24 protein-coding genes and 1 pseudogene are annotated in these 22744 nt (G+C 63.5%); 16 read left to right on the top strand and 9 right to left on the bottom strand.

The features are described from left to right. Window positions 1-20: 20 nt before the first annotated feature. Window positions 21-1130: an extracellular solute-binding protein gene (locus IG197_RS21870; RefSeq protein WP_192314979.1), complete on the bottom strand. Its 1110-nt coding sequence runs from the start codon at window positions 1128-1130 to the stop codon at window positions 21-23. A 419-nt stretch (window positions 1131-1549) separates the two neighbouring features. Beyond that, window positions 1550-2335, bottom strand: a complete 786-nt coding sequence (gene phnF, locus IG197_RS21865; protein ID WP_154386853.1) for a phosphonate metabolism transcriptional regulator PhnF — start codon at window positions 2333-2335, stop codon at window positions 1550-1552. Between the two features lie 88 nt (window positions 2336-2423). Between phnF and phnG the strand changes: the two genes are divergently transcribed. The 7 genes from phnG (at window position 2424) to IG197_RS21830 (ending at window position 7656) form a co-directional block, all read left to right on the top strand. Beyond that, entirely contained in the window at window positions 2424-2888 is a 465-nt protein-coding gene (gene phnG, locus IG197_RS21860; protein WP_192314978.1) for a phosphonate C-P lyase system protein PhnG, read from the top strand. Beyond that, the gene (phnH, locus tag IG197_RS21855; RefSeq protein WP_371746479.1) at window positions 2888-3493 is read left to right on the top strand and encodes a phosphonate C-P lyase system protein PhnH; all 606 of its coding nucleotides are present in this window, start codon (window positions 2888-2890) and stop codon (window positions 3491-3493) included. Before phnG ends, phnH begins: the two co-directional genes overlap by 1 nt. A gap of 1 nt (window position 3494) precedes the next feature. Beyond that, the gene (locus tag IG197_RS21850; RefSeq protein WP_192314977.1) at window positions 3495-4604 is read left to right on the top strand and encodes a carbon-phosphorus lyase complex subunit PhnI; all 1110 of its coding nucleotides are present in this window, start codon (window positions 3495-3497) and stop codon (window positions 4602-4604) included. Continuing rightward, window positions 4601-5494, top strand: coding sequence for an alpha-D-ribose 1-methylphosphonate 5-phosphate C-P-lyase PhnJ (locus IG197_RS21845; protein WP_192314976.1), 894 nt, complete (start codon window positions 4601-4603; stop codon window positions 5492-5494). Before IG197_RS21850 ends, IG197_RS21845 begins: the two co-directional genes overlap by 4 nt. After that, entirely contained in the window at window positions 5491-6267 is a 777-nt protein-coding gene (gene phnK, locus IG197_RS21840) for a phosphonate C-P lyase system protein PhnK (protein ID WP_192314975.1), read from the top strand. Before IG197_RS21845 ends, phnK begins: the two co-directional genes overlap by 4 nt. A gap of 67 nt (window positions 6268-6334) precedes the next feature. Then, entirely contained in the window at window positions 6335-7042 is a 708-nt protein-coding gene (gene phnL / locus IG197_RS21835; RefSeq protein WP_192314974.1) for a phosphonate C-P lyase system protein PhnL, read from the top strand. Beyond that, window positions 7039-7656, top strand: coding sequence for a DapH/DapD/GlmU-related protein (locus IG197_RS21830; RefSeq protein WP_192314973.1), 618 nt, complete (start codon window positions 7039-7041; stop codon window positions 7654-7656). Before phnL ends, IG197_RS21830 begins: the two co-directional genes overlap by 4 nt. A gap of 89 nt (window positions 7657-7745) precedes the next feature. Here the strand turns inward: IG197_RS21830 and IG197_RS36845 are convergent, their stop codons facing one another. The 5 genes and pseudogenes from IG197_RS36845 to IG197_RS21810 form a co-directional block, all read right to left on the bottom strand. Further along, the gene (locus IG197_RS36845) at window positions 7746-8114 is read right to left on the bottom strand and encodes a sodium/glutamate symporter (RefSeq protein WP_371746478.1); all 369 of its coding nucleotides are present in this window, start codon (window positions 8112-8114) and stop codon (window positions 7746-7748) included. 100 nt (window positions 8115-8214) lie between these two features. Further along, window positions 8215-8948: pseudogene (locus IG197_RS36840) on the bottom strand (sodium/glutamate symporter). A 183-nt stretch (window positions 8949-9131) separates the two neighbouring features. Then, window positions 9132-10154, bottom strand: a complete 1023-nt coding sequence (locus tag IG197_RS21820; protein WP_192314971.1) for a Tim44 domain-containing protein — start codon at window positions 10152-10154, stop codon at window positions 9132-9134. A gap of 254 nt (window positions 10155-10408) precedes the next feature. Then, on the bottom strand, window positions 10409-10822 hold the full coding sequence (locus IG197_RS21815) for a GFA family protein (RefSeq protein WP_192314969.1): 414 nt from the start codon (window positions 10820-10822) through the stop codon (window positions 10409-10411). Further along, window positions 10815-11708 carry an NAD(P)-dependent oxidoreductase gene (locus IG197_RS21810; protein WP_192314967.1) on the bottom strand — a complete coding sequence of 298 codons (894 nt, stop codon included), beginning with the start codon at window positions 11706-11708 and terminating at the stop codon, window positions 10815-10817. Before IG197_RS21810 ends, IG197_RS21815 begins: the two co-directional genes overlap by 8 nt. 146 nt (window positions 11709-11854) lie before the next feature. Between IG197_RS21810 and IG197_RS21805 the strand changes: the two genes are divergently transcribed. Next, window positions 11855-12193 (top strand): helix-turn-helix domain-containing protein, encoded by a 339-nt coding sequence (locus IG197_RS21805; RefSeq protein WP_192314965.1) that lies wholly within the window; start codon window positions 11855-11857, stop codon window positions 12191-12193. A gap of 76 nt (window positions 12194-12269) precedes the next feature. Here the strand turns inward: IG197_RS21805 and IG197_RS21800 are convergent, their stop codons facing one another. Beyond that, the gene (locus tag IG197_RS21800; protein ID WP_192314964.1) at window positions 12270-12614 is read right to left on the bottom strand and encodes a GFA family protein; all 345 of its coding nucleotides are present in this window, start codon (window positions 12612-12614) and stop codon (window positions 12270-12272) included. A gap of 279 nt (window positions 12615-12893) precedes the next feature. Between IG197_RS21800 and phnC the strand changes: the two genes are divergently transcribed. The 6 genes from phnC to IG197_RS21770 all read left to right on the top strand — a co-directional run bounded on the left by phnC (window position 12894) and on the right by IG197_RS21770 (window position 19110). Further along, complete coding sequence (gene phnC / locus IG197_RS21795; protein ID WP_192314962.1) at window positions 12894-13736, top strand: phosphonate ABC transporter ATP-binding protein; 843 nt, start codon at window positions 12894-12896, stop codon at window positions 13734-13736. Between the two features lie 91 nt (window positions 13737-13827). Next, window positions 13828-14739 carry a phosphonate ABC transporter substrate-binding protein gene (gene phnD / locus IG197_RS21790; protein ID WP_067966223.1) on the top strand — a complete coding sequence of 304 codons (912 nt, stop codon included), beginning with the start codon at window positions 13828-13830 and terminating at the stop codon, window positions 14737-14739. Between the two features lie 76 nt (window positions 14740-14815). Beyond that, entirely contained in the window at window positions 14816-15769 is a 954-nt protein-coding gene (gene phnE, locus IG197_RS21785; protein WP_246765214.1) for a phosphonate ABC transporter, permease protein PhnE, read from the top strand. 4 nt (window positions 15770-15773) lie between these two features. Next, on the top strand, window positions 15774-17165 hold the full coding sequence (phnE, locus tag IG197_RS21780; RefSeq protein ID WP_067958756.1) for a phosphonate ABC transporter, permease protein PhnE: 1392 nt from the start codon (window positions 15774-15776) through the stop codon (window positions 17163-17165). 99 nt (window positions 17166-17264) lie between these two features. Continuing rightward, window positions 17265-17972 carry a DUF1045 domain-containing protein gene (locus IG197_RS21775; protein WP_067958747.1) on the top strand — a complete coding sequence of 236 codons (708 nt, stop codon included), beginning with the start codon at window positions 17265-17267 and terminating at the stop codon, window positions 17970-17972. A 1-nt stretch (window position 17973) separates the two neighbouring features. After that, on the top strand, window positions 17974-19110 hold the full coding sequence (locus IG197_RS21770; protein ID WP_192314960.1) for an alpha-D-ribose 1-methylphosphonate 5-triphosphate diphosphatase: 1137 nt from the start codon (window positions 17974-17976) through the stop codon (window positions 19108-19110). Between the two features lie 45 nt (window positions 19111-19155). Here IG197_RS21770 and IG197_RS21765 read toward each other — a convergent pair whose 3' ends face one another. After that, window positions 19156-19779, bottom strand: coding sequence for a helix-turn-helix domain-containing protein (locus IG197_RS21765; RefSeq protein WP_067966221.1), 624 nt, complete (start codon window positions 19777-19779; stop codon window positions 19156-19158). Window positions 19780-19899: 120 nt separating this feature from the next. Between IG197_RS21765 and IG197_RS21760 the strand changes: the two genes are divergently transcribed. Continuing rightward, entirely contained in the window at window positions 19900-21048 is a 1149-nt protein-coding gene (locus IG197_RS21760; protein ID WP_192314958.1) for an FAD-binding oxidoreductase, read from the top strand. Between the two features lie 79 nt (window positions 21049-21127). Further along, complete coding sequence (locus tag IG197_RS21755; protein WP_067958742.1) at window positions 21128-22726, top strand: ABC transporter substrate-binding protein; 1599 nt, start codon at window positions 21128-21130, stop codon at window positions 22724-22726. Window positions 22727-22744: the final 18 nt, after the last annotated feature.

Raw genomic sequence — 22744 nt, 5'->3', positions numbered from 1 at the left:
CGTGCGAGGCTTTCGCCTCGTCAGGCCGCTTTGACCTCAGCGGTCGCCCGGTCGATCATCTCGTTCTTCATGTCGCGATTGACCGATGAGAAGAAGACGATGCGCTCAAGCTCTTCCTGCGGCAGCGTCGAGGCAAGCTTTTCGCGGTCGTTGAGCAGGTCGGCGACGCCGTTGATCGTCGAGCTGTAGCCCGACTGGCGGGTCATTGCGGCACCCACCTCCGGGCTTGCCAGCACGGCGTCGAGCAGCTTGTAGGCGTTCTCGGCGTTGGGCGCGTTGTTGACGACGTTGAGCGTATAGCAGAAGCCGAACGTGCCTTCCTTCGGCACCGACAGCTGGATCGGATGACCGTCCATGATCAGCTTGGCAGCCGGACCCGACCAGGAATGGCCGAGATAAATGTCCTCGTTGATGAACATCTGCTGCACTTCCGAGCCGGCGTCATAGTACTTGCGCACCATGTCCTTGTGCTTGATCAGGAAATCGCGCGCTTCGTTGGTCGCCTTCTGCGCCACGTCGGCCTTGTCGACATAGCTGACGAAGTCGCCGTCATGGCCGAGATACTGCATGACGATGGTCATGAAATCGCTGACGATATAGGAGGTCTGCCCCTTGTACTGCGGGTCGAACATGATCTCCCAGCTCGGCGCTTCCTTCACATAGTCGACATTGCGGGCGAGCCCCTCATAGCCGGCGAGGATCGGCAGGCCCCAGAGATTGTCGTCGACGCGCGCCCAGGCAGCGTTCTGGTAGGCCGGGTTGAGGTTCTTCCAGTTCGGAATCTTGCCGGTGTCGAGCGGCTGCAGCAGCTTCGAGCTGATGAACTGCGAATAACGATGGCCGGCGACGGTGACGATGTCGGTCGAAGGACTTGCGCCCTCGGCGGTGAGCAGATTGTACTGCTTGCCCTGGTCGTCGGTCAGCCGGATGTTGACCTGAATCCCGCTGTCCTTCTGGAACTTGTCGAGGAATTCCTGCGGCAGGAACTTGTCGTAGGTGGTGATGTTGAGCACGCCGTTCGCGGCCCAGCCGGGGGTCGGGCGGAAGACGGCGGGCATCGCAAGGGCTGCGGCGCCACCACCAAGCATCTTCAGCGCCGTACGGCGGTTCGGTACCAGAATATTGTTCATTATGTTCCCCATTTGGATAATATCGATCACGCGCACGGCTTTCGCCGCGCAATAAAACCCGCCCTCACGCAGTCGAAAGGACTGCGCGACCGACAAGCCGGCGAAGAGGTATTCTCAGCGGTGTTTTACAGACTACTAATGAACTGGCGCAAAGTCCTCCACCAAGCCAGTCCTGAATTCCGACATTCCGTCCGCAAATTCCACTAAACTGGAATTTTTCTCTAAACCGGACAAATGTCAAGCATTGTTAGAAAGAATCTTGTTTGCCCACCAACATATGCAGCCAGCAGACCCCGCATAGGTTTGCGCTGGCAGCCAACTAAGCACGGCCATGGGAATCGCATCCAAACGCCAGGAATCGACGATACGCTGAGATGAACCGCCATGCGCCTTGGCGGCCGCGGCAAATAGTTGGAACCTCAGGCCTCCGTCGAGACGCTGAGCTCGACCCTGTCGGCGACAAAGCGGGTTTCAGCGTACTGGACCGACACGCCTGCGGTGTCGACGTTGATCGCCCTGGCGACGAGTACGATGGCGCCGGCGGACAGCTTGAGATCGGTCAGGTCGGCGGCATCGGCATGGCGCGCCGAAACCAGTGTCGACTTGCGGAAATAGTCCTCGATTCCAAAATGCTGGAAAGCGAGCGTGATCGACGCGGTCTCGGCGTAGACCCGTGCGAAGTCGGGGAAGCGCTCGGCGTCGAACCAGCTCGTCGCGCGCGACACCGGCCGGCCGTCGGCCTCGCTCAGCGTTTCCAGCCGGAGCACCGGCGCATCCGGCGCAAGCCCCAGGGCTTCGGCGACACGGCTGAGGGCAGGCTCTATGGCGTCGGCCAGGAGGATGCTGCGGCGCTCGCGTGTCTGCTCGCGCAGCCCTGTGGAAAAGCGCGTCCGCGCCGAAATTGGGTAGGAGAGCTTCTGGCGGCTCTCGACGAAAGTGCCGCGCCCCTGCTCGGCGCGCAACACACCTTCCTGGACAAGCGCGGCAATGGCGCTGCGCAAGGTATGGCGATTGACGCCGAAGCGTTCGGACAGGATCATTTCGGGCGGCAGCTTGCCATCGGCGCCCAGAGTTCCAGCCGATATCGCCTGCCTGATCTGGTCGGCGATCTGGCGCCACAGCGCCACCCCGCTCTTGCGTGTCACCGCCTGTTCCCGTCCCTGCCCGCTCAAATCCACCGTCCCAGTTTGCGACTTGTCATGCATCCGTCACGGAGCCTCGCTACAAGCCCATTGTAAGTTGTTCGATTGTATAGAACAATAGACAAATTCGAAATGGAGCGGCGCGAAAGAGATGGACCGACGGCAGGAAAGAGAACTGGAGACGGCGCGCAAGGCGGCCATGGCAGCGCTTTCGCTGGCACCAGTGGACGAATTGAAGCGGCTGTGCGCGGCGGCAGGCATTTCTGGCGAAGCCGAGATGCTGCGCGGACCCGAGACCGGCCTCGTGTCGGTTCGCGGCCGTATCGGCGGCGGCGGCGCGCCGTTCAACTTCGGCGAGGCGACGGTGACTCGCGCCACGGTGCGTTTGCCAGGCGGCGAGATCGGCCATTCCTATGCCCTCGGCCGCGACAAGGAGAAGGCCCGCCTTTCGGCCATCACCGATGCCCTCTGGCAGAATGCCGACCGCCGCGCCGACATCGAAGAGAAGGTCATCGCACCGTTGCGTGCCGCACAAGCCGAAGCCGATGCGACCAGTCGTGCCGAGACGGCAGCGACCAAGGTCGACTTTTTCACCATGGTGCGCGGAGAGGACTGATGGATCAGATGGATGTGATTGACGGCGGCTTTGCCAACCCGGTTTTTAATGCCCAGACGGTTTTCCGCGCCGTCATGGACGCCATGGCGCGTCCCGGGACGGTCCAGCGGGTAGCTGGCCTGGCACAGCCGCCTGCACCGCTGGCGGCCACCGCGGGTGCGGTGGCGTTGACCTTGTGCGACCACGACACTCCGCTCTGGCTCGATGCCGGGCTGCAGGTCTCGGCGGCAAAGTCCTGGCTCGGCTTCCACACCGGCGCGCCGCTGGCCGCGACACCGGCCGACGCGCATTTCACCCTTGTCGCCAACCCGGCCAACCTGATCTCGCTCGAAAACTTTGCGCAAGGAACGCAGGAATATCCCGATCGCTCGACGACACTGATCCTGCAGGTCGACAGCCTGACCGATGGTGCACCTCTGCATCTCGAGGGCCCCGGCATCGAGACCACTGACAGCATCGCGCCGACGCCTCTGCCGCGCCATTTCGTCGAGCAGTGGAAGCAGAACGGCGCCCGCTTCCCGCGCGGCGTCGATGTGATCCTGGCGGCGCCCGGAGCGGTCGCCTGCCTGCCCCGCACTGTCCGCATCAAAACGATGGAGGCCTGATATGTATGTTGCTGTCAAAGGCGGCGAAGCCGCCATCGCCAACGCCCATCGCCTTCTCGCCGACCGCCGCCGCGGTGACCGCTCGGTGCCGTCGCTGCGCATCGAGCAGATCGTCGAACAGTTGGCGCTCGGCGTCGACCGCGTCATGTCGGAAGGCTCGCTCTATGACCGTGAGCTTGCCGCGCTCGCCATCATGCAGTCGCGCGGCGACCTGATCGAGGCGATCTTCCTCGTCCGCGCCTATCGCACCACCTTGCCGCGCTTCGGCTACACGAGGCCGATCGACACGGCTGCCATGCAGGTCGAGCGCCGTGTCTCGGCGACCTACAAGGACCTGCCCGGCGGCCAGCTGCTCGGCGCGACCTTCGACTACACCCATCGCCTGCTCGACCCGGAACTCGCCACCGATGCCGAAGTGGCTACTCCCGAGCAGCGCGAAGGCGACGGCCAGCGTATGGCGCGTGTGTCCGAGATCCTCGCCCATGAAGGGCTGATCGAGGCCGACGGCGAGCTGCCCGAGGACCACCTCACGGGTGACATCACCCGCGAGCCGCTCGAGTTTCCGATGGAGCGCGACATCCGCCTGCAGGCGCTGTCGCGCGGCGACGAGGGTTTTCTTTTGGCGCTCGGATACTCGACGCAGCGCGGCTATGGCCGCAGCCATCCCTTCGTCGGCGAGGTCCGCATCGGCGAGGTCGAGCTCGAGCTCGACGTTCCTGAACTGCCCTTCCCCATAAGCCTCGGCCGCATCCGCGTAACCGAGTGCCAGATGGTCAACCAGTTCAAGGGCTCGGCCAAGGCGCCACCGCAGTTCACCCGCGGCTACGGGCTGGTCTTCGGCCAGTCGGAGCGCAAGGCCATGGCCATGTCGCTATGTGACCGGGCGCTCCGCGCCGGCGAACTGGGCGAGGACATCACCGCACCGGCACAGGACGAAGAGTTCGTCGTCTCGCATTCCGACAACGTCCAGGCGACCGGCTTCGTCGAACACCTGAAGCTGCCGCATTATGTCGACTTCCAGGCCGAACTCGACCTCGTCCGCCGCATGCGCGGCGAGCATGAGAAGCGCAACCAGACCAACGGAACCGAACAGCGGGAGGCGGCGGAATGAGCACGCCTGAAACAGACATCGCAACCTACAACTTCGCCTATCTCGATGAGCAGACCAAGCGGATGATCCGCAGGGCGATCCTCAAGGGCATTGCCATTCCCGGCTACCAGGTGCCGTTCGCCAGCCGCGAAATGCCGATGCCCTATGGGTGGGGCACCGGCGGCGTGCAGGTGACCGCCGCGATCATCGGTCCTGAGGACGTGCTCAAGGTCATCGACCAGGGCGCCGACGACACGACCAATGCCGTCTCGATCCGCGCCTTCTTCCAGAAGGTCGCCGATGTCGCAGTGACCACCGAGACGGCGAAGGCGACGATCATCCAGACCCGTCACCGTATCCCGGAATATCCGCTGACCGAGGGCCAGACGCTGGTCTACCAGGTTCCGATCCCCGAGCCGCTGCGCTTCCTCGAACCGCGAGAGACCGAGACACGGAAGATGCACGCGCTCGAGGAATACGGGCTGATGCACGTCAAGCTCTACGAGGACATCGCCAGGCACGGCCGCATCGCCACGACTTATGCCTATCCGGTCAAGGTCGAGGGCCGCTACGTCATGGACCCCTCGCCGACACCGAAGTTCGACAATCCCAAGATGCACATGTCGCCCGCGCTCCAGCTGTTCGGCGCTGGCCGCGAGAAGCGTATCTATGCCGTGCCGCCCTTCACCAGGGTGGTCAGCCTCGATTTCGAGGACCATCCCTTCGAGATCCAGACCTTCGACCAGCCCTGTGCGCTCTGCGGGGCCGCGCAGGTCTATCTCGACGAGGTCATCCTCGATGACAAGGGCGGGCACATGTTCGTCTGTTCCGACACCGACCATTGCGAGACGCGCCAGGCCTGCGGCCATCGCGGCCACCTCTCGCCCGATATCCTGGAGCCTGCCCAATGACCGATGAACCGCTTCTGCGCGTTACGGCGCTGTCCAAATATTACGGTTCGCGCATCGGCTGCGAGGACATCTCCTTCGACCTCTGGCCGGGCGAGGTGCTGGCCATCGTCGGTGAATCCGGCTCGGGCAAGACCACCTTGCTCAACTGCCTGTCGACGCGGCTGCTGCCGACGTCGGGCACTGCGAGCTACCGCATGCGCGACGGCCAGTGGCGCGACCTCTACCGCATGAGCGAGGCCGAGCGCCGCTTCCTGATGCGCACCGACTGGGGCTTTGTTCATCAGAACCCGGCCGACGGGCTGCGCATGACGGTGTCGGCCGGCGCCAATGTGGGCGAACGGCTGATGGCCATCGGTGACCGCCACTATGGCAACATTCGCGCTACTGCAGTCGATTGGCTCGGCCGCGTCGAGATCGACGAGGAGCGCATCGACGACGAACCCCGCGCTTTCTCGGGCGGCATGCGCCAGCGCCTGCAGATCGCCCGCAACCTCGTTACCGGCCCGCGGCTGGTGTTCATGGACGAGCCGACCGGCGGGCTCGACGTGTCGGTGCAGGCGCGCCTGCTCGATCTGTTGCGCGGACTGGTCACCGATCTCGGGCTGGCGGCCATCGTGGTCACGCATGACCTCGCCGTCGCCCGGCTGCTGTCGCAGCGCATGATGGTGATGAAGGACGGCCATGTCGTCGAAGCCGGCCTCACCGACCGTGTGCTCGATGATCCGCGCGCGCCCTACACCCAGCTCCTCGTCTCCTCCATCCTGCAGGTCTGAGCATGATCCCGAAAAGTGGCTCCCGGTTTTCGGACAAGATCATGCTCACAAGGAAAGGGTTGTAAACATGGCCACCCCACTCATCGTCTCCGAGGTCGCCAAGGCCTTCACGATGCACCTGCGCGGCGGCATCCGCCTGCCGGTGGTCGCCAACGTCTCGTTCTCGATCCGGGCTGGCGAATGCGCCGTGCTCGGCGGCCCCTCTGGCGCCGGCAAGAGCTCGATCCTGAAGATGGTCTATGGCAACTACAGCGTCGACCAGGGTCAGATCATCGTCGATCACCATGGCCAGCTTGTCGACCTCGCCACCGCCAACCCGCGCACGGTGCTGGCAGTGCGCCGCGACACCATCGGCTATGTCAGCCAGTTCCTGCGCACCGTTCCGCGCGTCTCGGCACTCGGCGTCGTCGCCGAGCCGCTGGTCGCCCGCGGCACCGAACGCTCCGAGGCTCATGCCCGCGCCTCGGAACTGCTCGGCCGGCTGAACCTGCCGGAACGTCTGTGGAGCCTGCCGCCCGCCACCTTCTCCGGCGGCGAGCAGCAGCGCGTCAACATCGCCCGTGGCTTCATCACCGACCATCCGGTGCTCCTGCTCGACGAGCCGACGGCATCGCTCGACGCCACCAACCGCGAGGTGGTGATCGGACTGATTGAGGAGAAGAAGCTGAAGGGTGTGGCCCTGCTCGGCATCTTCCACGACGCCGACGTGCGCGAGGCGGTCGCCGACCGCATCATTGACGTCACCACATTTGCCGCCGGAAAGGTTGCAGCATGAGCCGCAAGCTGTCCGAACAGCCTTACGTCCACCCATCGGCCGAGGTGACGCAGTCGACGCTCGGCCGCTGGACCGAAGTCTCAGAGCGCACCCGCATCAGCGAAAGTTCGCTCGGCGACTACTCCTACGTCATGCAGGACTGCAGCCTGTGGTGCACGACGGTCGGCAAATTCTCCAACATCGCAGCAAGCGTGCGCTGCAACGCCACCAACCATCCGACCTGGCGGCCGACGCTGCATCATTTCACCTACCGCGCCTCGGACTATTGGGAAGATGCCAGCCACGAGACCGAGTTCTTCGAATGGCGCCGGTCGAACGCGGTGACCATCGGCCACGACACCTGGCTTGGCCACGGCTCGACGGTGCTGCCGGGCGTTACCGTCGGCGACGGTGCGGCGGTCGGCTCAGGCGCGGTCGTCACCAAGGATGTCGCACCTTACACCATCGTCGCCGGCGTGCCGGCCAAACCGCTGCGCGAGCGCTTCGACCGCAAGACGGCGGACCGCTTCCAGGCGCTCGCATGGTGGGACTGGGATCACGCCAGGCTGCGTGTTGCGCTCGACGACTTCCGCAACCTGTCGGCAGAGGAATTCCTGGAGAAGCACAGCGGCTAGTGCCCGAAAACCGATTTTCGCCCGGAATCATGCACGGATTCGAAGTGTTATGGCCCGCGTCCAGCTGGACGCGCGGCTTGTGAGCCGCTTCACCACGCCAGGAAGAACGGGATCGCCAACACGTTGATCAGGTCGACAAAGAAGGCGGAAACCAGCGGCAGGATGATGAAGGCGTTTGGCGAAGGTCCATAGTGCCTGGCCACGGCCGTCATGTTGGCGACCGCCGTTGGCGTCGCGCCCAGCGACAGGCCGACAAAGCCGGCGCTGAGAACAGCCGACTGGTAGTCCCGACCAAGCAGCGGGAACAGCACGATCCAGACATAGGCGATGACGACGAATGCCTGGACGACGACGACCACGAGCAGCGGCCCGGCTATACCCGACAGGGTCCACAGATGCATGCTCATCAGCGATATGGCAATGAACACCGACAGCGAATATTCCGAGATCAGCGTCATCGCCGGCGTGCGCGCCGGCTATGTCAGGCTTGGAAAGGCGAGCGGCACGGTGTTGGACAAAACGATGCCCATGAGCAGGCACGGCACGAACAGCGGCAGCTTAATGCCCATGTGAAGCATCGTCCCGTGAACCAGATAGCCGAGGATCACGGCGATATTGGACCAGCAGCAGCGCCTGCATGAAGTTGGCCGTATCGATCGGCGCGGCAACGGATTCGGCGGACTCCTCGACAACGGAGCTTTGTGGCACAGCGTTGAGCTTGCCGCGCGCAATGAGAAACTTCGCCACCGGCCCGCCCAGCACACTCGCCAGTATGAGCCCCATCGTCGCGGCCGCGATGCCCACTTCGACGGCCGTAGGAAAGCCGTGCTCGTTGGCGATCGTCGGCGCCCAGGCGATGGTCGTGCCATGTCCGCCGACGAGAGATATCGACCCATGATCAGCCCCGCCGATGACGGCAACCCGAAAAGCCCGGCGCCGGCCATGCCGACGATGTTTTGCACGAAGACAAAGACGGCGGTCAGTACGGCCAGTACGAACAATGTCCGCCCGCCCGTGCGCAAGTCGGACAACCGCGCATTGACGCCCACGGTGGCAAAGAAGATGACCAGCAGCTTGTCGCGGGTCGCCATCTCGAAGATGACCTGCAGGCCGGTCAGTCCATGGAGTATCCCGATGGCTCCGGCAGCCAGAAACCCACCGGTGACCGGTTCGGGAATGTTGTAGTTGCGCAGGAAAGCGATGCGGCGGTTCAGGATCACGCCGACGAAGTAAACGACGATTCCGAGCGTCAGCGTCAGGAAGTCCGGCGAGACGAGAGTATTGTCGGCCATGGCCATCCTGGCATCGCGTGGAAACACCGACCTTCCGACTCGCAACCTTGCCTAGAATGGATTCGAGAGCAATCGGAATTGCAGTGGGGCCAACGGCGCGCTTTGCGGCTACCGCAAGAATCAAAACGCCCGCAGCCATCCCCTGCTAGGGACAACTGCGGGCGCTAGAATCAGGGGGTCGGCTCAGGCTTCCTGGATCGCCGACAGCTGCCAGGCGCCGCCGTTCTGGCGCACGAAGGTCCAGAGTTCGGTCGTCTCGGTCGGCTCGTTTTCGTCGCCGTCTACCACTTCGCCCGTCGTGCGGTTGCGGGTCACGTCGATCGACGAATAGTTCATAGCCGCCGTGGCATAGTCGCGGTCGCCTTCGTTCCAGCTTTCGGCGATGTCGGCCTGCAAGAGCTGGACGTCGGTCACGTCGTTGCGCACACCGTTCTGGGCGTTGTCGGCCAGTTCTTCCGAGAGATACGACACCATCTCCGGCGTCACCAGGCGGCGCAGCGCCTTGTGGTCCTCGCGGCCAAACGCTTCCTGCACCTCGGTCAGCATGCGCTGGAAGGTGTCGAGATCTTCGCCCGATACGGTGATGTCCTTGCTCACCGGCTGCTGCAGCACTGCCTCAGTGCGGCTGCCGCCGATGCTCGGGATGGTGAACGAGCGGCTGCCGCCATTGGCCTTGCCGGTTCCAGCAGGTGCCGCATCACGATAGTTGAAGTTGCCGCCTCCGGCACCGGCTCCAGCCATCGCCGGACCGGAATTCTGCACCTGGCGCGAGCGGAAGAAGCGCAAAGCGAGCCAGATGGCGCCGCCGATCAGCAGTATCTGCATCAGCATGCCGAACATGCCCGCGAGACCGCCAAAACCCTGGCCCATCATCATGCCGAGCAAACCGCCCATCAGCAGGCCGCCGATCATTGCGCCGCCGAAGCCGCCCATGAAGCCGGGACGCTGCTGGGCGGCAGCGGCCGGACGTGCGGCATTGGTGGCCGGGTTGGTCGCCTGGCCGGTGGTCGGCGTCATCGAGCGTTCGACTGGCGCTGCCGGCTGCGGCGCGGTGCGGGTCGGCGGTGCCGACTGGAATGTGCGCGCTCCCCTGCTGCCGAAGCTGCCGCCGCGACGCGCATCGGCCTGGTCGACGGCGACCATGGAGAATGCAAGGAACAACCCTGCGAACAGTGTGGCAAAGCGGGTCGTTCTGGACATCGTCATCGGCAGTTCCCTCGTAGAGCGGTAATGTCGACCCTCATATAATGACTAACAACTGTAGTGTCAGGGTTTGAACGTCAAGTTTTGGCAGATTCTTGCCGAAATTCGCCAAAACATTGATTTACAATGGTTTTAGCTGCAGATCAGGCCATCATTTGTGGCTCCGCAGAGGCGCTTTGCGGTTGCGCCGGTCAAACGCGGGATGCGATCAGCGCAGCGGGGGCTTGTTATCACGCTACCTTTCGCGATCCGACCGTTCATGGCGTGGCTGCTTCGCCAACGCCTTCCAGGCAAAGCCATTTATGCTTTCTGTTGGGCCAATGGAGCATTGTCGGTGCCAGGAAATCCTGGTCCTCCAGGCAGCCAACCGATACCGACAACGCACCTATCAGCCGTTCTGCTCGCATGAATACCACCGATCCGCACATGACGCAGAATGTTTGCTCTAACCATTGTCCTGACGAGCCGGTTCGCCGCCAGGATCTGGTCTCGCCTTTCTGGCCGACGACAGCGGAATCCGCATAGATAGCCCGGTATGAGAACGCCGCCCCAGTGCATCTCTGGCACTCCGTGCAACTGCACGCATAGACACGCCGCGGCTCCCCAGTGAGGACAAGCTCGACGCCTCGGCATGAGCAGGTCGCGGTTCGCCTCGTCTCACCGCTATGCATTCGCCGGCTCCCTTCGAAGCAACGGGGAAAGCGATGCAAAATCGTCGACCCCACTCCCGAGCGAAAGCGCCCGTTGGAAGATCGCGTCCATGGCGCGCGGCATGGACGCGTCGAGCCCTCGCTCCTCACATGCTTCGAGCAGGTGCTGGAAGGCGCTGTAGTGGGCGCCCAATGACGCGAGCGTTGCGTCGTCGCCGGCAAAGCGACGCGCCTTTGTCCTGTCGACCACGTCGAACAGCGCGGCATCGACAACTGGCTTGAACGCCGTGAGAAGGCTCCTGAACGTCTCCAGATCGAGACCCTCGGCCTCGGCGACAGCCATGCCCTGGAGCGCGCCGAAGAGCCCGCCCCACATCTGGGTGAGCAAGGCGGTGTCGAGCGCAGAGGCTTGCCCGGGCACTTCGCCGACATAACTCGTGCCGCCGCCGAGCGCGAAAAGCAGCAGCTTGTGCTTGTCGTAGATCTCGCGGGAGCCGGAATAAAGCAAGGTCGCCTCGGGTTTGCCGATGAAATCCGGAGTCGCCATGATTGCTCCGTCCAGATAGCAGGCACCAAGCGCCTCTGCCCAGCGCGCTTCTTCCCGGGCCAGACGCGGCGAGCCGGAGGTGAGCTGTACGACGGCTTTGCCGGCCAACGTCGCAGGGACGTTGTCAGACCTCAGCAAAGCCTCGCTGGCCACATAGTCCAGAACATTGATGATCACGACATCGGCCACCCTGACACCATCCTCCACCGAAGATGCGACCCTCGCTCCCAGCGCAGCCAAGGCTTCGCACTTTGCAGCAGTCCGGTTCCAGACCGATGTTGGGTAACCCCGGTCGAGCAATGTTCTGGCAATAGACGAGCCCATGCGGCCCGCACCGAGCACGCAGACATTTGATTTCACGACGATTTCTCCGACAAGCGAATGCCCCTCTCAACCAGGGGCTGGTTTATGTTTGGCGCGCGCTCGGTCCGAACATATGTACTGTCACCGCGTTGTGAAGTACGCACCTTGAAGTAAGCTACTGAGTTCATGACAGGAGCTGCCAAATGAGGCGCAAGGAACCCGACAGCTGCGGTTTTGCCACCGCGATGCAGGCTATCGGCGGGAAATGGAAAACCCCTTTGTTGTGGGAACTGCACCTGCGGCCCCACCGCTTTGCGGAATTGCGCCGGCTGCTGCCTGGCATCAGCGAGAAGGTGCTCACGCAGCAATTACGGCAGATGGAGGCTGACGGGCTGATCAGCCGGCACGCCTATGACCAGGTGCCGCCACGCGTGGAATACTCCATCACGCCATTAGGCTTCAGCCTGAACGATGCCGTGACTGCGATGTCAGCATGGGGCAAGCAGCACGAGACATGGAAAGATCAGCGGCAAGTAGCCTGACGCAGGCAGCGATCAAGCAGGCAGGAGACCGCGCCAACGCTTGATTGCAGGACGATTTGCCGCTCCGCCGAAGGCTTCAGCGGCTGCGACCGTCGAACGGGATGCGCTTGAGTATCGTCAGATCGATCTCTTCGATGCAGCGTACATTGATCGCCGCGGTCTTCTCTCCGCTCGGGCTGACACCCATGCCGAACGGCGCACAGCCGCAGTTCACACAGAACATGTGGTCGACGACGTGTTTGTTGAACTTGTAGGTGGCAAGACGCTCCGGCGGCGGCGTCACGGTCAGCTTGTCGCGCGGCACGAACCACAGCAGGTAGCCCTTGCGACTGCAATGCGAGCAGTTGCATTCGATTGCACTTTCCGGCTCGCCCTCGACCTCGAACGAGACATTGCCGCAGTGGCAGCTACCTTTGGCCATACCTTCTCCCCCTCGCATTTGAATTGCGAGCGAGACTTAGCCCCCATCCACAGGCCTGGCAATCGCCTCAGAAAACGGCCGCTACCGCATCTGGCGCTGCGCCCAATGAGCTGTGGGATTCCCAAAACAGCGGTTTTTGGCTGCAAAAGCCGCGTTTTTCGCTGACCGGCCTGTGCATCGTAACAAAACTGACACGGTCCCGACATTGCAGCTTCACGTCCCGGGTCTAGGCCCATCGCAGACAAGGGCGAAAAAGCCCGCCGGGACAGGGAAGCCAAGATGCTCGAAATCCGCAACGTGACGCGCCGCTTCGGCAAGAATGTCGCCGTCAATAGCGTCAACCTCCAGATCCAGCCGGGCCAGATGGTCGGCATCATCGGCCGCTCCGGTGCCGGCAAGTCGACCCTGCTCAAGACGATCAACCGCCTGATCGATCCGAGCCAGGGCTCGATCGTCTTCGACGGCACCGAAGTGTCGTCGCTGCGTGGCACCCAGTTGCGCCGCTGGCAGCGCGACTGCGCCATGATCTTCCAGCAGTTCAACCTGGTCCCGCGTCTCGACGTGCTGACCAACGTCCTGCTCGGTCGCCTCAACCACCGTTCGACCGCGCTCAACCTGCTTTCGATCTTCTCGCGTGAGGAGCGCATCCGGGCGATCGCCGCGCTTGAGCGCCTCGACATCGCCCGCACCGCCCTCCAGCCGGCTGGAACCCTGTCCGGTGGCCAGCAGCAGCGCGTCGCCATTGCACGTGCCCTGATGCAGGAGCCCAAGCTGATCCTCGCCGACGAGCCGATCGCCTCGCTGGACCCGCTCAACGCCAAGGTCGTGATGGACGCGCTGCGCGACATCAACCTGCGCGACGGCATCACCGTCATCACCAATCTGCACACGCTCGACACCGCACGCACCTACTGCAACCGCATCATCGGCATGCAGGGCGGCGCTGTCGTGTTCGACGGCGCGCCCGAAGACCTCACCATCGAGGCCGTGCGCCTCGTCTACGGTGCCGACGCCGACGGCACTGAAATTTCCGAAGCCATCACCTCGACCAGCATCCGCCCGGTCAAGGTCAGGGTTCCCGTATCCGCCGCACCTCTCGAACCGGCCTACGCCCCGGCCTGAGGCTGCTCGCGTTCGTCTCGCCCACGTCAAAGGCCGGTAATCATCAACTGCAATGACCCGGCAAGGTGCTGGGCCAAACTGGAGAACTGTGATGTTCAAGAAAGCACTTCTGGGTGCCGCTTCGCTCGCCGTGCTGGCGATCGGTTCGGCCAATGCCGCCGACCTCAAGGAATTCCGCATCGGCCTGATCGGCGGCGAAAACGAAGCCGACCGCCTGCGCAACTTCCAGTGCCTCGTCGACCAGCTGCCCAAGGCCATCGGCGTCGAGAAGGTGTCGCTGTTCCCGGCCGCCGACTATGACGGCACCATCCAGGGACTGCTCGGCGGCACGCTCGACTACGCCGAACTCGGCGCTTCGGGTTACGCCAAGATCTACCTGCAGAACAAGGACGCGGTCGAGCCGATCCTGACCACCGTCCAGACCGACGGCGCCACCGGCTACTACTCGATCATGGTCGCCAAGAAGGACTCGGGCATCACCAAGCTCGAAGACCTCAAGGGCAAGAAGCTCGGCTTCGCCGATCCTGACTCGACCTCGGGCTACCTGATCCCGGTCACCTCGTTGCCGAAGGACCTCGGCGGCGTCGCCGTCAAGGACTTCGTCGCCGAGACCGGCTTCGGCGGCGGCCATGAGAACCTCGTCCTCGAAGTGCTCAAGGGCACCTTCGACGCCGGCACGACCTTTGGTTCGGGCGTCGGCGAGTTCAAGGATGGCTACACCTCGGGCAACCTGAAGAAGATGGTCGACAAGGGCATCCTCGACATGGACGACTTGGTCGAAGTCTGGAAGTCGCCGCTTATCCCGAACGGCCCGATCGTCGTGCGCACATCGCTCGACGCAGACATCAAGAGCAAGTTCAAGGACTACATGGTCAAGCTGCCGGAGACAGATCCGGCCTGCTTCGCTGCCATCCAGGGCGGCGACTTCAAGGGCTTCACCGAAGTCACCCCGGAATTCTACCAGCCTGTGATCGACGCCCGTAAGGCGCAGATCGGCAGCTAAGCCCCGAAGGCAACTCGGACGCGCCGCGCAGCAATCGCGGCGCGTCCCTTTTTATCCGGGATCGGACGGAACCCCAATGACAATGCCCCTCTCGGAAGCCGGCCTCGCGGTCGAGCAGCACTGGCGCGAACTCGCCAGTCGCCGCCGCCTCTATACGGCGGGTGGCCTGTTCTTCCTCTTCATCGCGCTGTCCGGATCGCTCTGGTTCGCCAATGACAGCAACGCCGGCAAGTTCTTCGACCGGCTGCCGCATTTCTTCGATTTCGTAGACCAGCTGATCCCGCGCGACGGCCTCGAGGTCTGGCGCGCCATGTTCGACCTGCCTTCGCCCTATGCCGACGGCAGCCTGAAATTCGATTACCCCGAAGGCCGGATGTATCTGTTCGGCTCGGTCTACATGCCCGAATACGTCTACAAGATGCTGGAGACGATCAACATCGCGCTGGTCTCGACGCTGATCGGTTTCGCCGTCGGCTTCCTGCTCTGCTTCCTGGCGGCTTCCAACCTCGTCACCCAGCGCTGGCTGCGCTTTTTCGTCCGCCGCTTCCTCGAAATCCTGCGCGCCTTCCCCGAGATCGTCATCGCCGGCTTCTTCCTCGCCATCCTGTCGATGGGCGCGATACCGGCGATCATCGCGGTGTCGCTGCACACTATAGGCGCGCTCGGAAAGATGTTCTTCGAGGTGGTCGAGAATGCCGACATGAAGGCCGACGAAGGCCTGCGCGCCGTCGGCGGCAACTGGCCCGAGCGTGTCTGGTTCGGCATCGTGCCGCAAGTGATGCCCAATTTCCTGAGCTACGGCCTGCTGCGCCTCGAGATCAATGTCCGCGCCTCGACCATCATCGGCGCTGTCGGCGGCGGCGGCATCGGCGAAGCACTACGCTTGTCGATCAGCCGCAACCACGAAGCCAAGACCATCGCCATCATCATCCTCCTGTTCTGCACCATCGTAGCGGTCGACCAGTTCTCGGCCTGGCTGCGCAAGAGACTGGTTGGCGAACAGGCCTTCGCCTTCGGCCGTGGGGACTAAGATCATGACCACCCTTTCCCTGACCGACATGCAGGCGATCTCCGAGCGCCATCCCGACGTTTTCGCCGGCTCCTGGCGCAAGGCCCTGACCGGCTGGGCTGTTGGTCTGGGCCTTGTCGCCTATCTCGCCTTCGCCTGGTGGTTCTTCGCCGTCGGTGCCGTGCTTGCCGGCGGCAACTGGGGCATCGCCGGCACCTACCTCGCCGACTGGGTTTCCTACGAGGTGCGGCCGCAGATCGACTTCAAGGACGACCGCCTCGACATCAGCTACCCCCGGTTTTCGGCCTACCGCGCCGACCGGCATCCGCAGTGGCTGAGCTTCGAGCAGCCATCGGCAACTGCTTCGACCGCTTCGGCCAACAAGGCGTCGGCCAGCCGCGTGACCGTCGAGATCGACGGCAGCGACCGCATCGAGGTCACCCCGACCAGTGTCGTCGTGACAAACGGCGGCGAGACGCTTGATATCGCCATCGTACCGGCAAAGAGCATCACTGTTACAGGCGAACTTCCGTCCTGGGCGACCCAGAAAAAGCCGGGCGAAAAGATCACCGTCGATTTCGGATTTGCCGGCAGTGCTCAGATCGACGCCGACGACGTCAACGTCCGTCATCGCTTCTTCGGCTGGGAAAACTTCTTCTTCGACGGCCATTCGCCCTATTGGGGCAAGTCGACCGGTGAGATCGTGTCGCTGGTCTTGTCAGGCGAACGTATCGACCCGAAGACTTCGAACGCAGCACTTGCCTGGAACAATATTGTCAACAACTCCGAATGGCAGCATGGCGATGTCTGGATCAAGATGCTGCAGACCATCGTCATGGCCTTCGTCGGCACGCTGTTCGCCAGCCTGCTCGCCTTCCCGCTGGCCTTCCTGGCAGCCCGCAACATCACCCAGAACCGCCTGGTCAACCAGGTCGCCAAGCGTTTCTTCGACTTCCTGCGTTCGGTTGACATGCTGATCTGGGCACTGTTCTTCACCCGCGCCTTCGGCCCCGGCCCGATCGCCGGCATCTCGGCGATCTTCTTCACCGACACCGGCACCTTCGGCAAGCTCTACTCCGAGGCGCTGGAAAACATCGACGACAAGCAGCGCGAAGGCATGCGTTCGGTCGGCGCTTCGCCTGTTTCAGTCCAGCGCTACGGCGTCGTGCCCCAGGTACTGCCGGTGCTGATCAGCCAGTCGCTCTATTTCTGGGAATCGAACACCCGTTCGGCCACCATCATCGGCGCCGTTGGCGCCGGCGGCATCGGCCTCAAGCTGTGGGAAGCGATGCGCACCAATTCCGACTGGGAAAACGTCGCCTATATGGTGCTGCTGATCCTTGTCGTGGTGTTCATCTTCGACAACATCTCGACTGCATTGCGCCAACGCCTGATCGGCAACAAGGCCAGTCACTGAACAAATGTGGCCGGCCCTTGCAAAGGCAGCAAAGTCGGCCACTACTTCGTCAAACTGTCACGCAAATCATCTATCGCACGGCCTTCCAGGAACCTTTCCATGCGCTATGCCATCTATTTCACGCCTGAGCACGATGATCCGCTGTGCCGCATCGCGGCCGGCTGGCTCGGGCGCGATGCGTTTGGCGGCGCAGTCACGGCAGCAAAGGCGTTTGGCGCGCTGTCGGCCGCGGAGGTTGCGTTCCATACGGCGGCAGCCCGGCGCTACGGCTTCCATGCCACGCTCAAGGCACCGTTCCGCCTCGCCGACGGCATGACCGAGGTTGGCCTCATCGATGCGGTCGACGCCTTTGCAAATGCCACCGTGCCGTTCGACATACCACGCCTGAAACTCGCCCAGATCGACGGCTTCTTCGCCCTCGTGCCGGCGGAGCCGCTGCCTGAGCTCGACCGCTTCGCCGGCGATGTGGTGATGGCGTTCGAACCATTCCGCGCACCGTTGAGCGACGCCGAGATTGCCCGCCGCAACCCCGATGCGCTGTCGCCGAGGGAATGCCGCAACCTCAGCCAGTGGGGCTACCCTTACGTTTTCGACACCTTCCGTTTCCACATGACCCTGACCGGCCGCATCGCGGCCGAAGAAGCCGCGCGCGTGCGCGTCGCAATCGAGGAATGCCTGGGCGACACACTCGACAAGCCGGTGCCGGTGGATGGCCTGGCCGTGTTCGTCGAGCCGTCTCCGGGTGCGCCGTTCGAAGTGCGGACCTATCGCGCACTGGGCAAGCAAGCTGAAAGAAAGACCGCCTGAGATGACCGACCTTGTCCTGAAGAATGCCCGCATCGTCCTGGCCGACGAGGTGATCGACGGCTCGATCGTCGTCCGTGACGGCAGGATAACAGAGATTTCGACCGGCCCGAGCGCCATCGGCGAGGACATGGCCGGCGACTACGTCATTCCCGGCCTCGTCGAGCTTCACACCGACCACCTCGAAGGCCACTACGCGCCGCGACCGCGCGTGCGCTGGAACCCGATTGCCGCCGTGCTCGCCCATGACGCACAGGTGGCGTCGGCCGGCATCACCACCGTCTTCGACGCGCTGCGCGTCGGCATGGACGAGGATGCCGACATGACGGCCGCCGACATGCGCCTGCTTGCCGATGCGATCGAAGACAGCGTGCGCGCCGACCGCGTCCGCGCCGATCACTTCATCCACCTGCGCTGCGAAGTCTCCGCCGGCGACTGCCAGGACAGCTTTGCCGTCTTCGACGGCGACGACCGCGTCAAGCTGGCCTCGCTGATGGACCACGCGCCCGGCCAGCGCCAGTTCGTCAACCTCGAAACCTACGCTTACTACTACCAGCGCAAGCTCAAGCTGAACGACGTCGAGTTCCAGACATTCTGCGACAAGCGCATGGGCGATTCCGCCCGCAATTCGGCGCCGAACCGGCAGGCGATCTCAGCTGCCTGCCACGCGCGCGGCATCGTGCTGGCGAGCCATGACGACGCCACATCGGCCCATGTCGATGAGGCGATCGCGCAGGGCATCCGCGTCGCCGAATTTCCGACCACGCTCGAAGCCGCCAACGCCTCGAAGGGGGCCGGCCTCGGCGTGCTGATGGGCGCACCCAACGTCATGCGGGGAGCCTCGCATTCCGGCAACGTCTCGGCCCGCGCCCTTGCCGAACATGGCCTGCTCGACATCCTGTCGTCGGACTACATCCCCTTCAGCCTGATCCAGTCGGCCTTCTTCCTCGGTGAAGTCGTCGACGGCATCTCGTTGCCGCAAGCGATGGCGATGGTGTCGAAGAACCCGGCAGACGCCGTCGGCCTGACCGACCGCGGCGTCGTCGAAGCCGGGCGCCGTGGCGATCTGGTGCGAGTGCGGGTCGACGAGCATGTGCCGGTCGTGCGCACCGTCTGGCGCGAAGGCCGCCGCGTCGCCTAAGCCACTCCAGGAACTGGCGCGTTTTGCAACTTCCAGCAAGACGCCCTAGGCGCCGACCTTCTCTTCCTCATTGAGGCCGATCAGGGTCTGCTCCATATCGGGCTCGTCGCCGGAGCAGACGCACAGCATTTCCGCATCGCCCTCGCCGACCGAGAGGTAGGCGTGGCCCATGGTGCTGTCGATATAGACGCTTTCGCCAGCCTTGAGCCGCACCGGCGCATATTGCTCGGTGTGGACCTCGATCTCGCCTTTCAGCACGATCAGGAACTCCTCGCCGGCATGGCTGGTCAGCGGACCGAACTGCTCGAGTGTGCGCGCCCGTGCATCGGCCAGAATCGGCACCATCCGCTTTCGCACCAGATCGGTGGCGAGATAATAATAGTCGTAGTTGCGCGTCAGCTGGCGCAGCGTCGTGCTCTTCGACGTCACCGACCGGCGCGTACGCGCCGCGGGCTGCTTTGAATCGCCACTCAACAGTTCGGTGACATGGATGCCGAGCCCGCCGCATATCTGCAGCAGCTTGTCGTAGGTCAGCGACATCTGGTCGTTCTCGACTTTTGACAACGTCGACACCGCGACGCCGGTGAGGTGGCTGACGTCCTGAAGCGTCCAGCCATGTTGCCGTCTCAGGTTGCGCAGGCAGTCGCCGAGATTCGGCTGTTCGGACATTGGCATCTCCATCACCTGACTATGTTAGCTAGTCCAACTCCTTCCTTGTCGCAAGATTCACCCATATTTTTCCTATCCGCTAATTATTGACCAGATCAGAAAATGATTTTACGAATGGCCATGCATTCTACGTCCCACCCCCCCAGAGTTATCGTCATTGGCGGCGGCATTGCCGGCCTTTCGCTCGCAGCCGCAGTCCAGCAATGGGCCGAGGTGACGGTGATCGAACGCGAATCCCAGCTCGGCTACCACGCCAGCGGGCGCTCCGCTGCCCTGTTCACCGAAACCTACGGCAACACGCTGGTCCGCGCCCTGTCGGTGGCAAGCCGGCAGGCCATCATCGATGGCGGCTTCATCGAGCATGTCCGTGGCGCCCTGCATTTCGGCGGCCCCGACGACGACGATGCCATCGACAAGCTCGCTGCAGAGTACCAGGCACTGGTGCCATCAGTGCGGCGGCTGTCGCCTCGGGACGTTAGCGAGCTGGTGCCGCTGATCGCGCCGGAGCGGACCTGCGGTGCCGTCTACGAACCGGGTGCCGTCGACATCGACACCGGCAAGATGGTCCAGGCCCAGGCCTCGGCACTGAAGGTATCGGGCGGCAAGATCGTTACCGGCGCTGATGTGCTCGAAATCAAGCGCACGCCGGAAGGCTTCCGCGTCGTCACGGCGTCGGGCATCCACGACGGCGACATCGTCGTCAACGCGGCAGGCGCCTGGGTCGACGTCATCGCCGGCCGTGCCGGCCTGTCCGGCCTCGGCTTCATGCCCAAGCGGCGCACCGCCTTCCTGTTCGACCCGCCCGCCGGCGTCGATGTGCGCAAATGGCCGCTCGTCGTCGACCTGCACGAGCGCTTCTATTTCAAGCCTGATGCAAGCCGCCTGATCGGCTCACTCGCCGACGAGGCCGACACAGAACCCTGCGACGCCTATCCCGAGGACATCGACGTCGCCACCGCCGCCTACAACATCGAGGAAGCGACCGGCCTCGATGTCGGCCGGCCGTCGACGCCCTGGGCCGGCTTGCGAACCTTTGCGCCAGACCGCACGCCGGTCGTCGGCTTCGACCCGCGCCTGCCCGGCTTCTTCTGGCTCGGCGGCCAAGGCGGCTACGGCTTCCAGGTGTCGTTGACACTGGCCCGTTTGGGATCGGCACTGATGCGCGGCGAGCCGTTGCCTGATGATCTCGTCGAACTCGGCGTAACCTATGGCGCGCTCGCGCCGGACCGTTTCGTGCAGGCGAACGGCATCAGCGCCGTGGGCACGTAGACCTCAGGCAGCAAGCATCTCGGCGCTGTGGGAGGAGAACCGCTGCGCGCCACAACCAACCATAAAGGGAGCGATAACAATGACTTCTTCTGGCATGTTTCTGCGTTCGGCGCTTGTCGCCTCGACCATGATGTTCGGCGGCCAGGCCTACGCCAAGACACTTGTCTATTGCTCGGAGGCCAGCCCCGAGACCTTCAACCCGATGCTGACGGTGGCGGACTCCACCATGGATGCGGCCGCCAAGACGATCTTCAACCGCCTCGTCGAATTCAAGCCGGGCACCACCGAAGTCGGACCTGCCCTGGCAGAGAAATGGGACGTCTCCGAAGACGGCAAGGTCTACACCTTCCATCTCCGCAAGGGCGTGAAGTTCCATTCCAACGACACCTTCACGCCATCGCGCGAGTTCAACGCCGACGACGTGCTCTACACCTTCGAACGCCAGCGCGACACCGCGAACCCCTATCACAAGCTGTCGAACGCATCTTACGAGTACTTCTTCGGCCTCGGCATGGGCTCGATGATCAAGAGCATCGAGAAAGTCGACGACTACACGGTGCGCTTCACCCTGACCGAAGCCAACGTCACCTTCCTCGCCGGGGTCGCGCTCGACTACCTCTCGATCCTGTCGCTCGAGCAGACCGAAAAGATGGTCGCCGCCGGTACGCCCGAAATCATCGACCAGCGCCCGGTTGGCACCGGCCCATTCATCCTGCAGGCCTACCAGCAGGACGCCCAGATCCGTTACGTCGCCAACAAGGACTACTGGAACGGCGCGCCCAAGATCGACACGCTGATTTTCGCCATCACGCCGGAGCCTGTGGTCCGCGTCACCCGCATCAAGGCCAATGAGTGCCAAGTCGCCGCCCCGCCGCCGGCCGCAGCACTTGCCGAGATCAAGGACAATCCCGAGATCGATATCCTCAGCCAGCCGGGCCAGAACATCGGCTCTGTCGGCTTCAACACCGAGCACAAGCCGCTCGGCGACGTGCGCGTGCGCACAGCGCTTGCCAAGGCGATCAACCGCCAGGCCATCGTCGAAGCGGTCTATCAGGGCGCCGGCAGCCTGGCCGGCAGCATGGTGCCGCCGATGCAACTGGGTGCGGTCACCGACGCCGCGATCGACTACGATCCGGAAGGCGCCAAGAAGCTGCTGCAGGAAGCAGGCCTCGACGCCGGCACCAACATCAAGCTTTGGGCCATGCCGGTGTCGCGCCCCTATAACCCCAATGCCCGCCGCATGGCCGAAATGATCCAGGCCGACTGGGCGGCTGTCGGCGTCAAGTCGGAGGTCGTCACCTTCGAGTGGGGCGAATACCTGACCCGGACCGGCAAGGGCGAGCACGACGCCTATCTGCTCGGCGGTTCGAGCGACAACGGTGATCCCGACAACATGCTGTCCTTCTCTTTTGCCTGCGACGGTGTGAAGGGTGGCTCGAACCGTTCGCGCTGGTGCAATCCCGAGTTCGACAAGCTGCTCGCTGCCGGCCGCGTCACATCAGATCCGGAGAAGCGCGCCGAGATCTACCGCGCCGCTCAGGCGATCCTGAAGGCAGAGGTGCCTGAAGCGCCGATCGCCCATTCGGTGGTCTCGATCCCGGTGCGCAAGAGCGTGCTCAACTATGTGATGGATCCGTTCGGCCGGCAGAATTTCGCCGCCGTCGACGTCGCCGAGTAAGGCAAGCAACGGAGAAAG

It is taken from the genome of Aminobacter sp. SR38, from assembly GCF_014843375.1.
Taxonomy (GTDB): domain Bacteria; phylum Pseudomonadota; class Alphaproteobacteria; order Rhizobiales; family Rhizobiaceae; genus Aminobacter; species Aminobacter ciceronei.
Note: the sequence above shows the minus strand (reverse complement) of the source record. Positions and strands in the feature narration are given on the sequence as shown.

What these genes read in the sequence shown, in the direction of transcription:
- IG197_RS21870 (WP_192314979.1), bottom strand. Translation starts at nt 1,130, where the DNA reads ATGAACAATATTCTGGTACCGAACCGCCGTACGGCGCTGAAGATGCTT.
- phnF (WP_154386853.1), bottom strand. Translation starts at nt 2,335, where the DNA reads ATGCATGACAAGTCGCAAACTGGGACGGTGGATTTGAGCGGGCAGGGA.
- phnG (WP_192314978.1), top strand. Translation starts at nt 2,424, where the DNA reads ATGGACCGACGGCAGGAAAGAGAACTGGAGACGGCGCGCAAGGCGGCC.
- phnH (WP_371746479.1), top strand. Translation starts at nt 2,888, where the DNA reads ATGGATCAGATGGATGTGATTGACGGCGGCTTTGCCAACCCGGTTTTT.
- IG197_RS21850 (WP_192314977.1), top strand. Translation starts at nt 3,495, where the DNA reads ATGTATGTTGCTGTCAAAGGCGGCGAAGCCGCCATCGCCAACGCCCAT.
- IG197_RS21845 (WP_192314976.1), top strand. Translation starts at nt 4,601, where the DNA reads ATGAGCACGCCTGAAACAGACATCGCAACCTACAACTTCGCCTATCTC.
- phnK (WP_192314975.1), top strand. Translation starts at nt 5,491, where the DNA reads ATGACCGATGAACCGCTTCTGCGCGTTACGGCGCTGTCCAAATATTAC.
- phnL (WP_192314974.1), top strand. Translation starts at nt 6,335, where the DNA reads ATGGCCACCCCACTCATCGTCTCCGAGGTCGCCAAGGCCTTCACGATG.
- IG197_RS21830 (WP_192314973.1), top strand. Translation starts at nt 7,039, where the DNA reads ATGAGCCGCAAGCTGTCCGAACAGCCTTACGTCCACCCATCGGCCGAG.
- IG197_RS36845 (WP_371746478.1), bottom strand. Translation starts at nt 8,114, where the DNA reads ATGACGCTGATCTCGGAATATTCGCTGTCGGTGTTCATTGCCATATCG.
- IG197_RS21820 (WP_192314971.1), bottom strand. Translation starts at nt 10,154, where the DNA reads ATGACGATGTCCAGAACGACCCGCTTTGCCACACTGTTCGCAGGGTTG.
- IG197_RS21815 (WP_192314969.1), bottom strand. Translation starts at nt 10,822, where the DNA reads ATGCATAGCGGTGAGACGAGGCGAACCGCGACCTGCTCATGCCGAGGC.
- IG197_RS21805 (WP_192314965.1), top strand. Translation starts at nt 11,855, where the DNA reads ATGAGGCGCAAGGAACCCGACAGCTGCGGTTTTGCCACCGCGATGCAG.
- IG197_RS21800 (WP_192314964.1), bottom strand. Translation starts at nt 12,614, where the DNA reads ATGGCCAAAGGTAGCTGCCACTGCGGCAATGTCTCGTTCGAGGTCGAG.
- phnC (WP_192314962.1), top strand. Translation starts at nt 12,894, where the DNA reads ATGCTCGAAATCCGCAACGTGACGCGCCGCTTCGGCAAGAATGTCGCC.
- phnD (WP_067966223.1), top strand. Translation starts at nt 13,828, where the DNA reads ATGTTCAAGAAAGCACTTCTGGGTGCCGCTTCGCTCGCCGTGCTGGCG.
- phnE (WP_246765214.1), top strand. Translation starts at nt 14,816, where the DNA reads ATGACAATGCCCCTCTCGGAAGCCGGCCTCGCGGTCGAGCAGCACTGG.
- phnE (WP_067958756.1), top strand. Translation starts at nt 15,774, where the DNA reads ATGACCACCCTTTCCCTGACCGACATGCAGGCGATCTCCGAGCGCCAT.
- IG197_RS21775 (WP_067958747.1), top strand. Translation starts at nt 17,265, where the DNA reads ATGCGCTATGCCATCTATTTCACGCCTGAGCACGATGATCCGCTGTGC.
- IG197_RS21770 (WP_192314960.1), top strand. Translation starts at nt 17,974, where the DNA reads ATGACCGACCTTGTCCTGAAGAATGCCCGCATCGTCCTGGCCGACGAG.
- IG197_RS21765 (WP_067966221.1), bottom strand. Translation starts at nt 19,779, where the DNA reads ATGTCCGAACAGCCGAATCTCGGCGACTGCCTGCGCAACCTGAGACGG.
- IG197_RS21760 (WP_192314958.1), top strand. Translation starts at nt 19,900, where the DNA reads ATGCATTCTACGTCCCACCCCCCCAGAGTTATCGTCATTGGCGGCGGC.
- IG197_RS21755 (WP_067958742.1), top strand. Translation starts at nt 21,128, where the DNA reads ATGACTTCTTCTGGCATGTTTCTGCGTTCGGCGCTTGTCGCCTCGACC.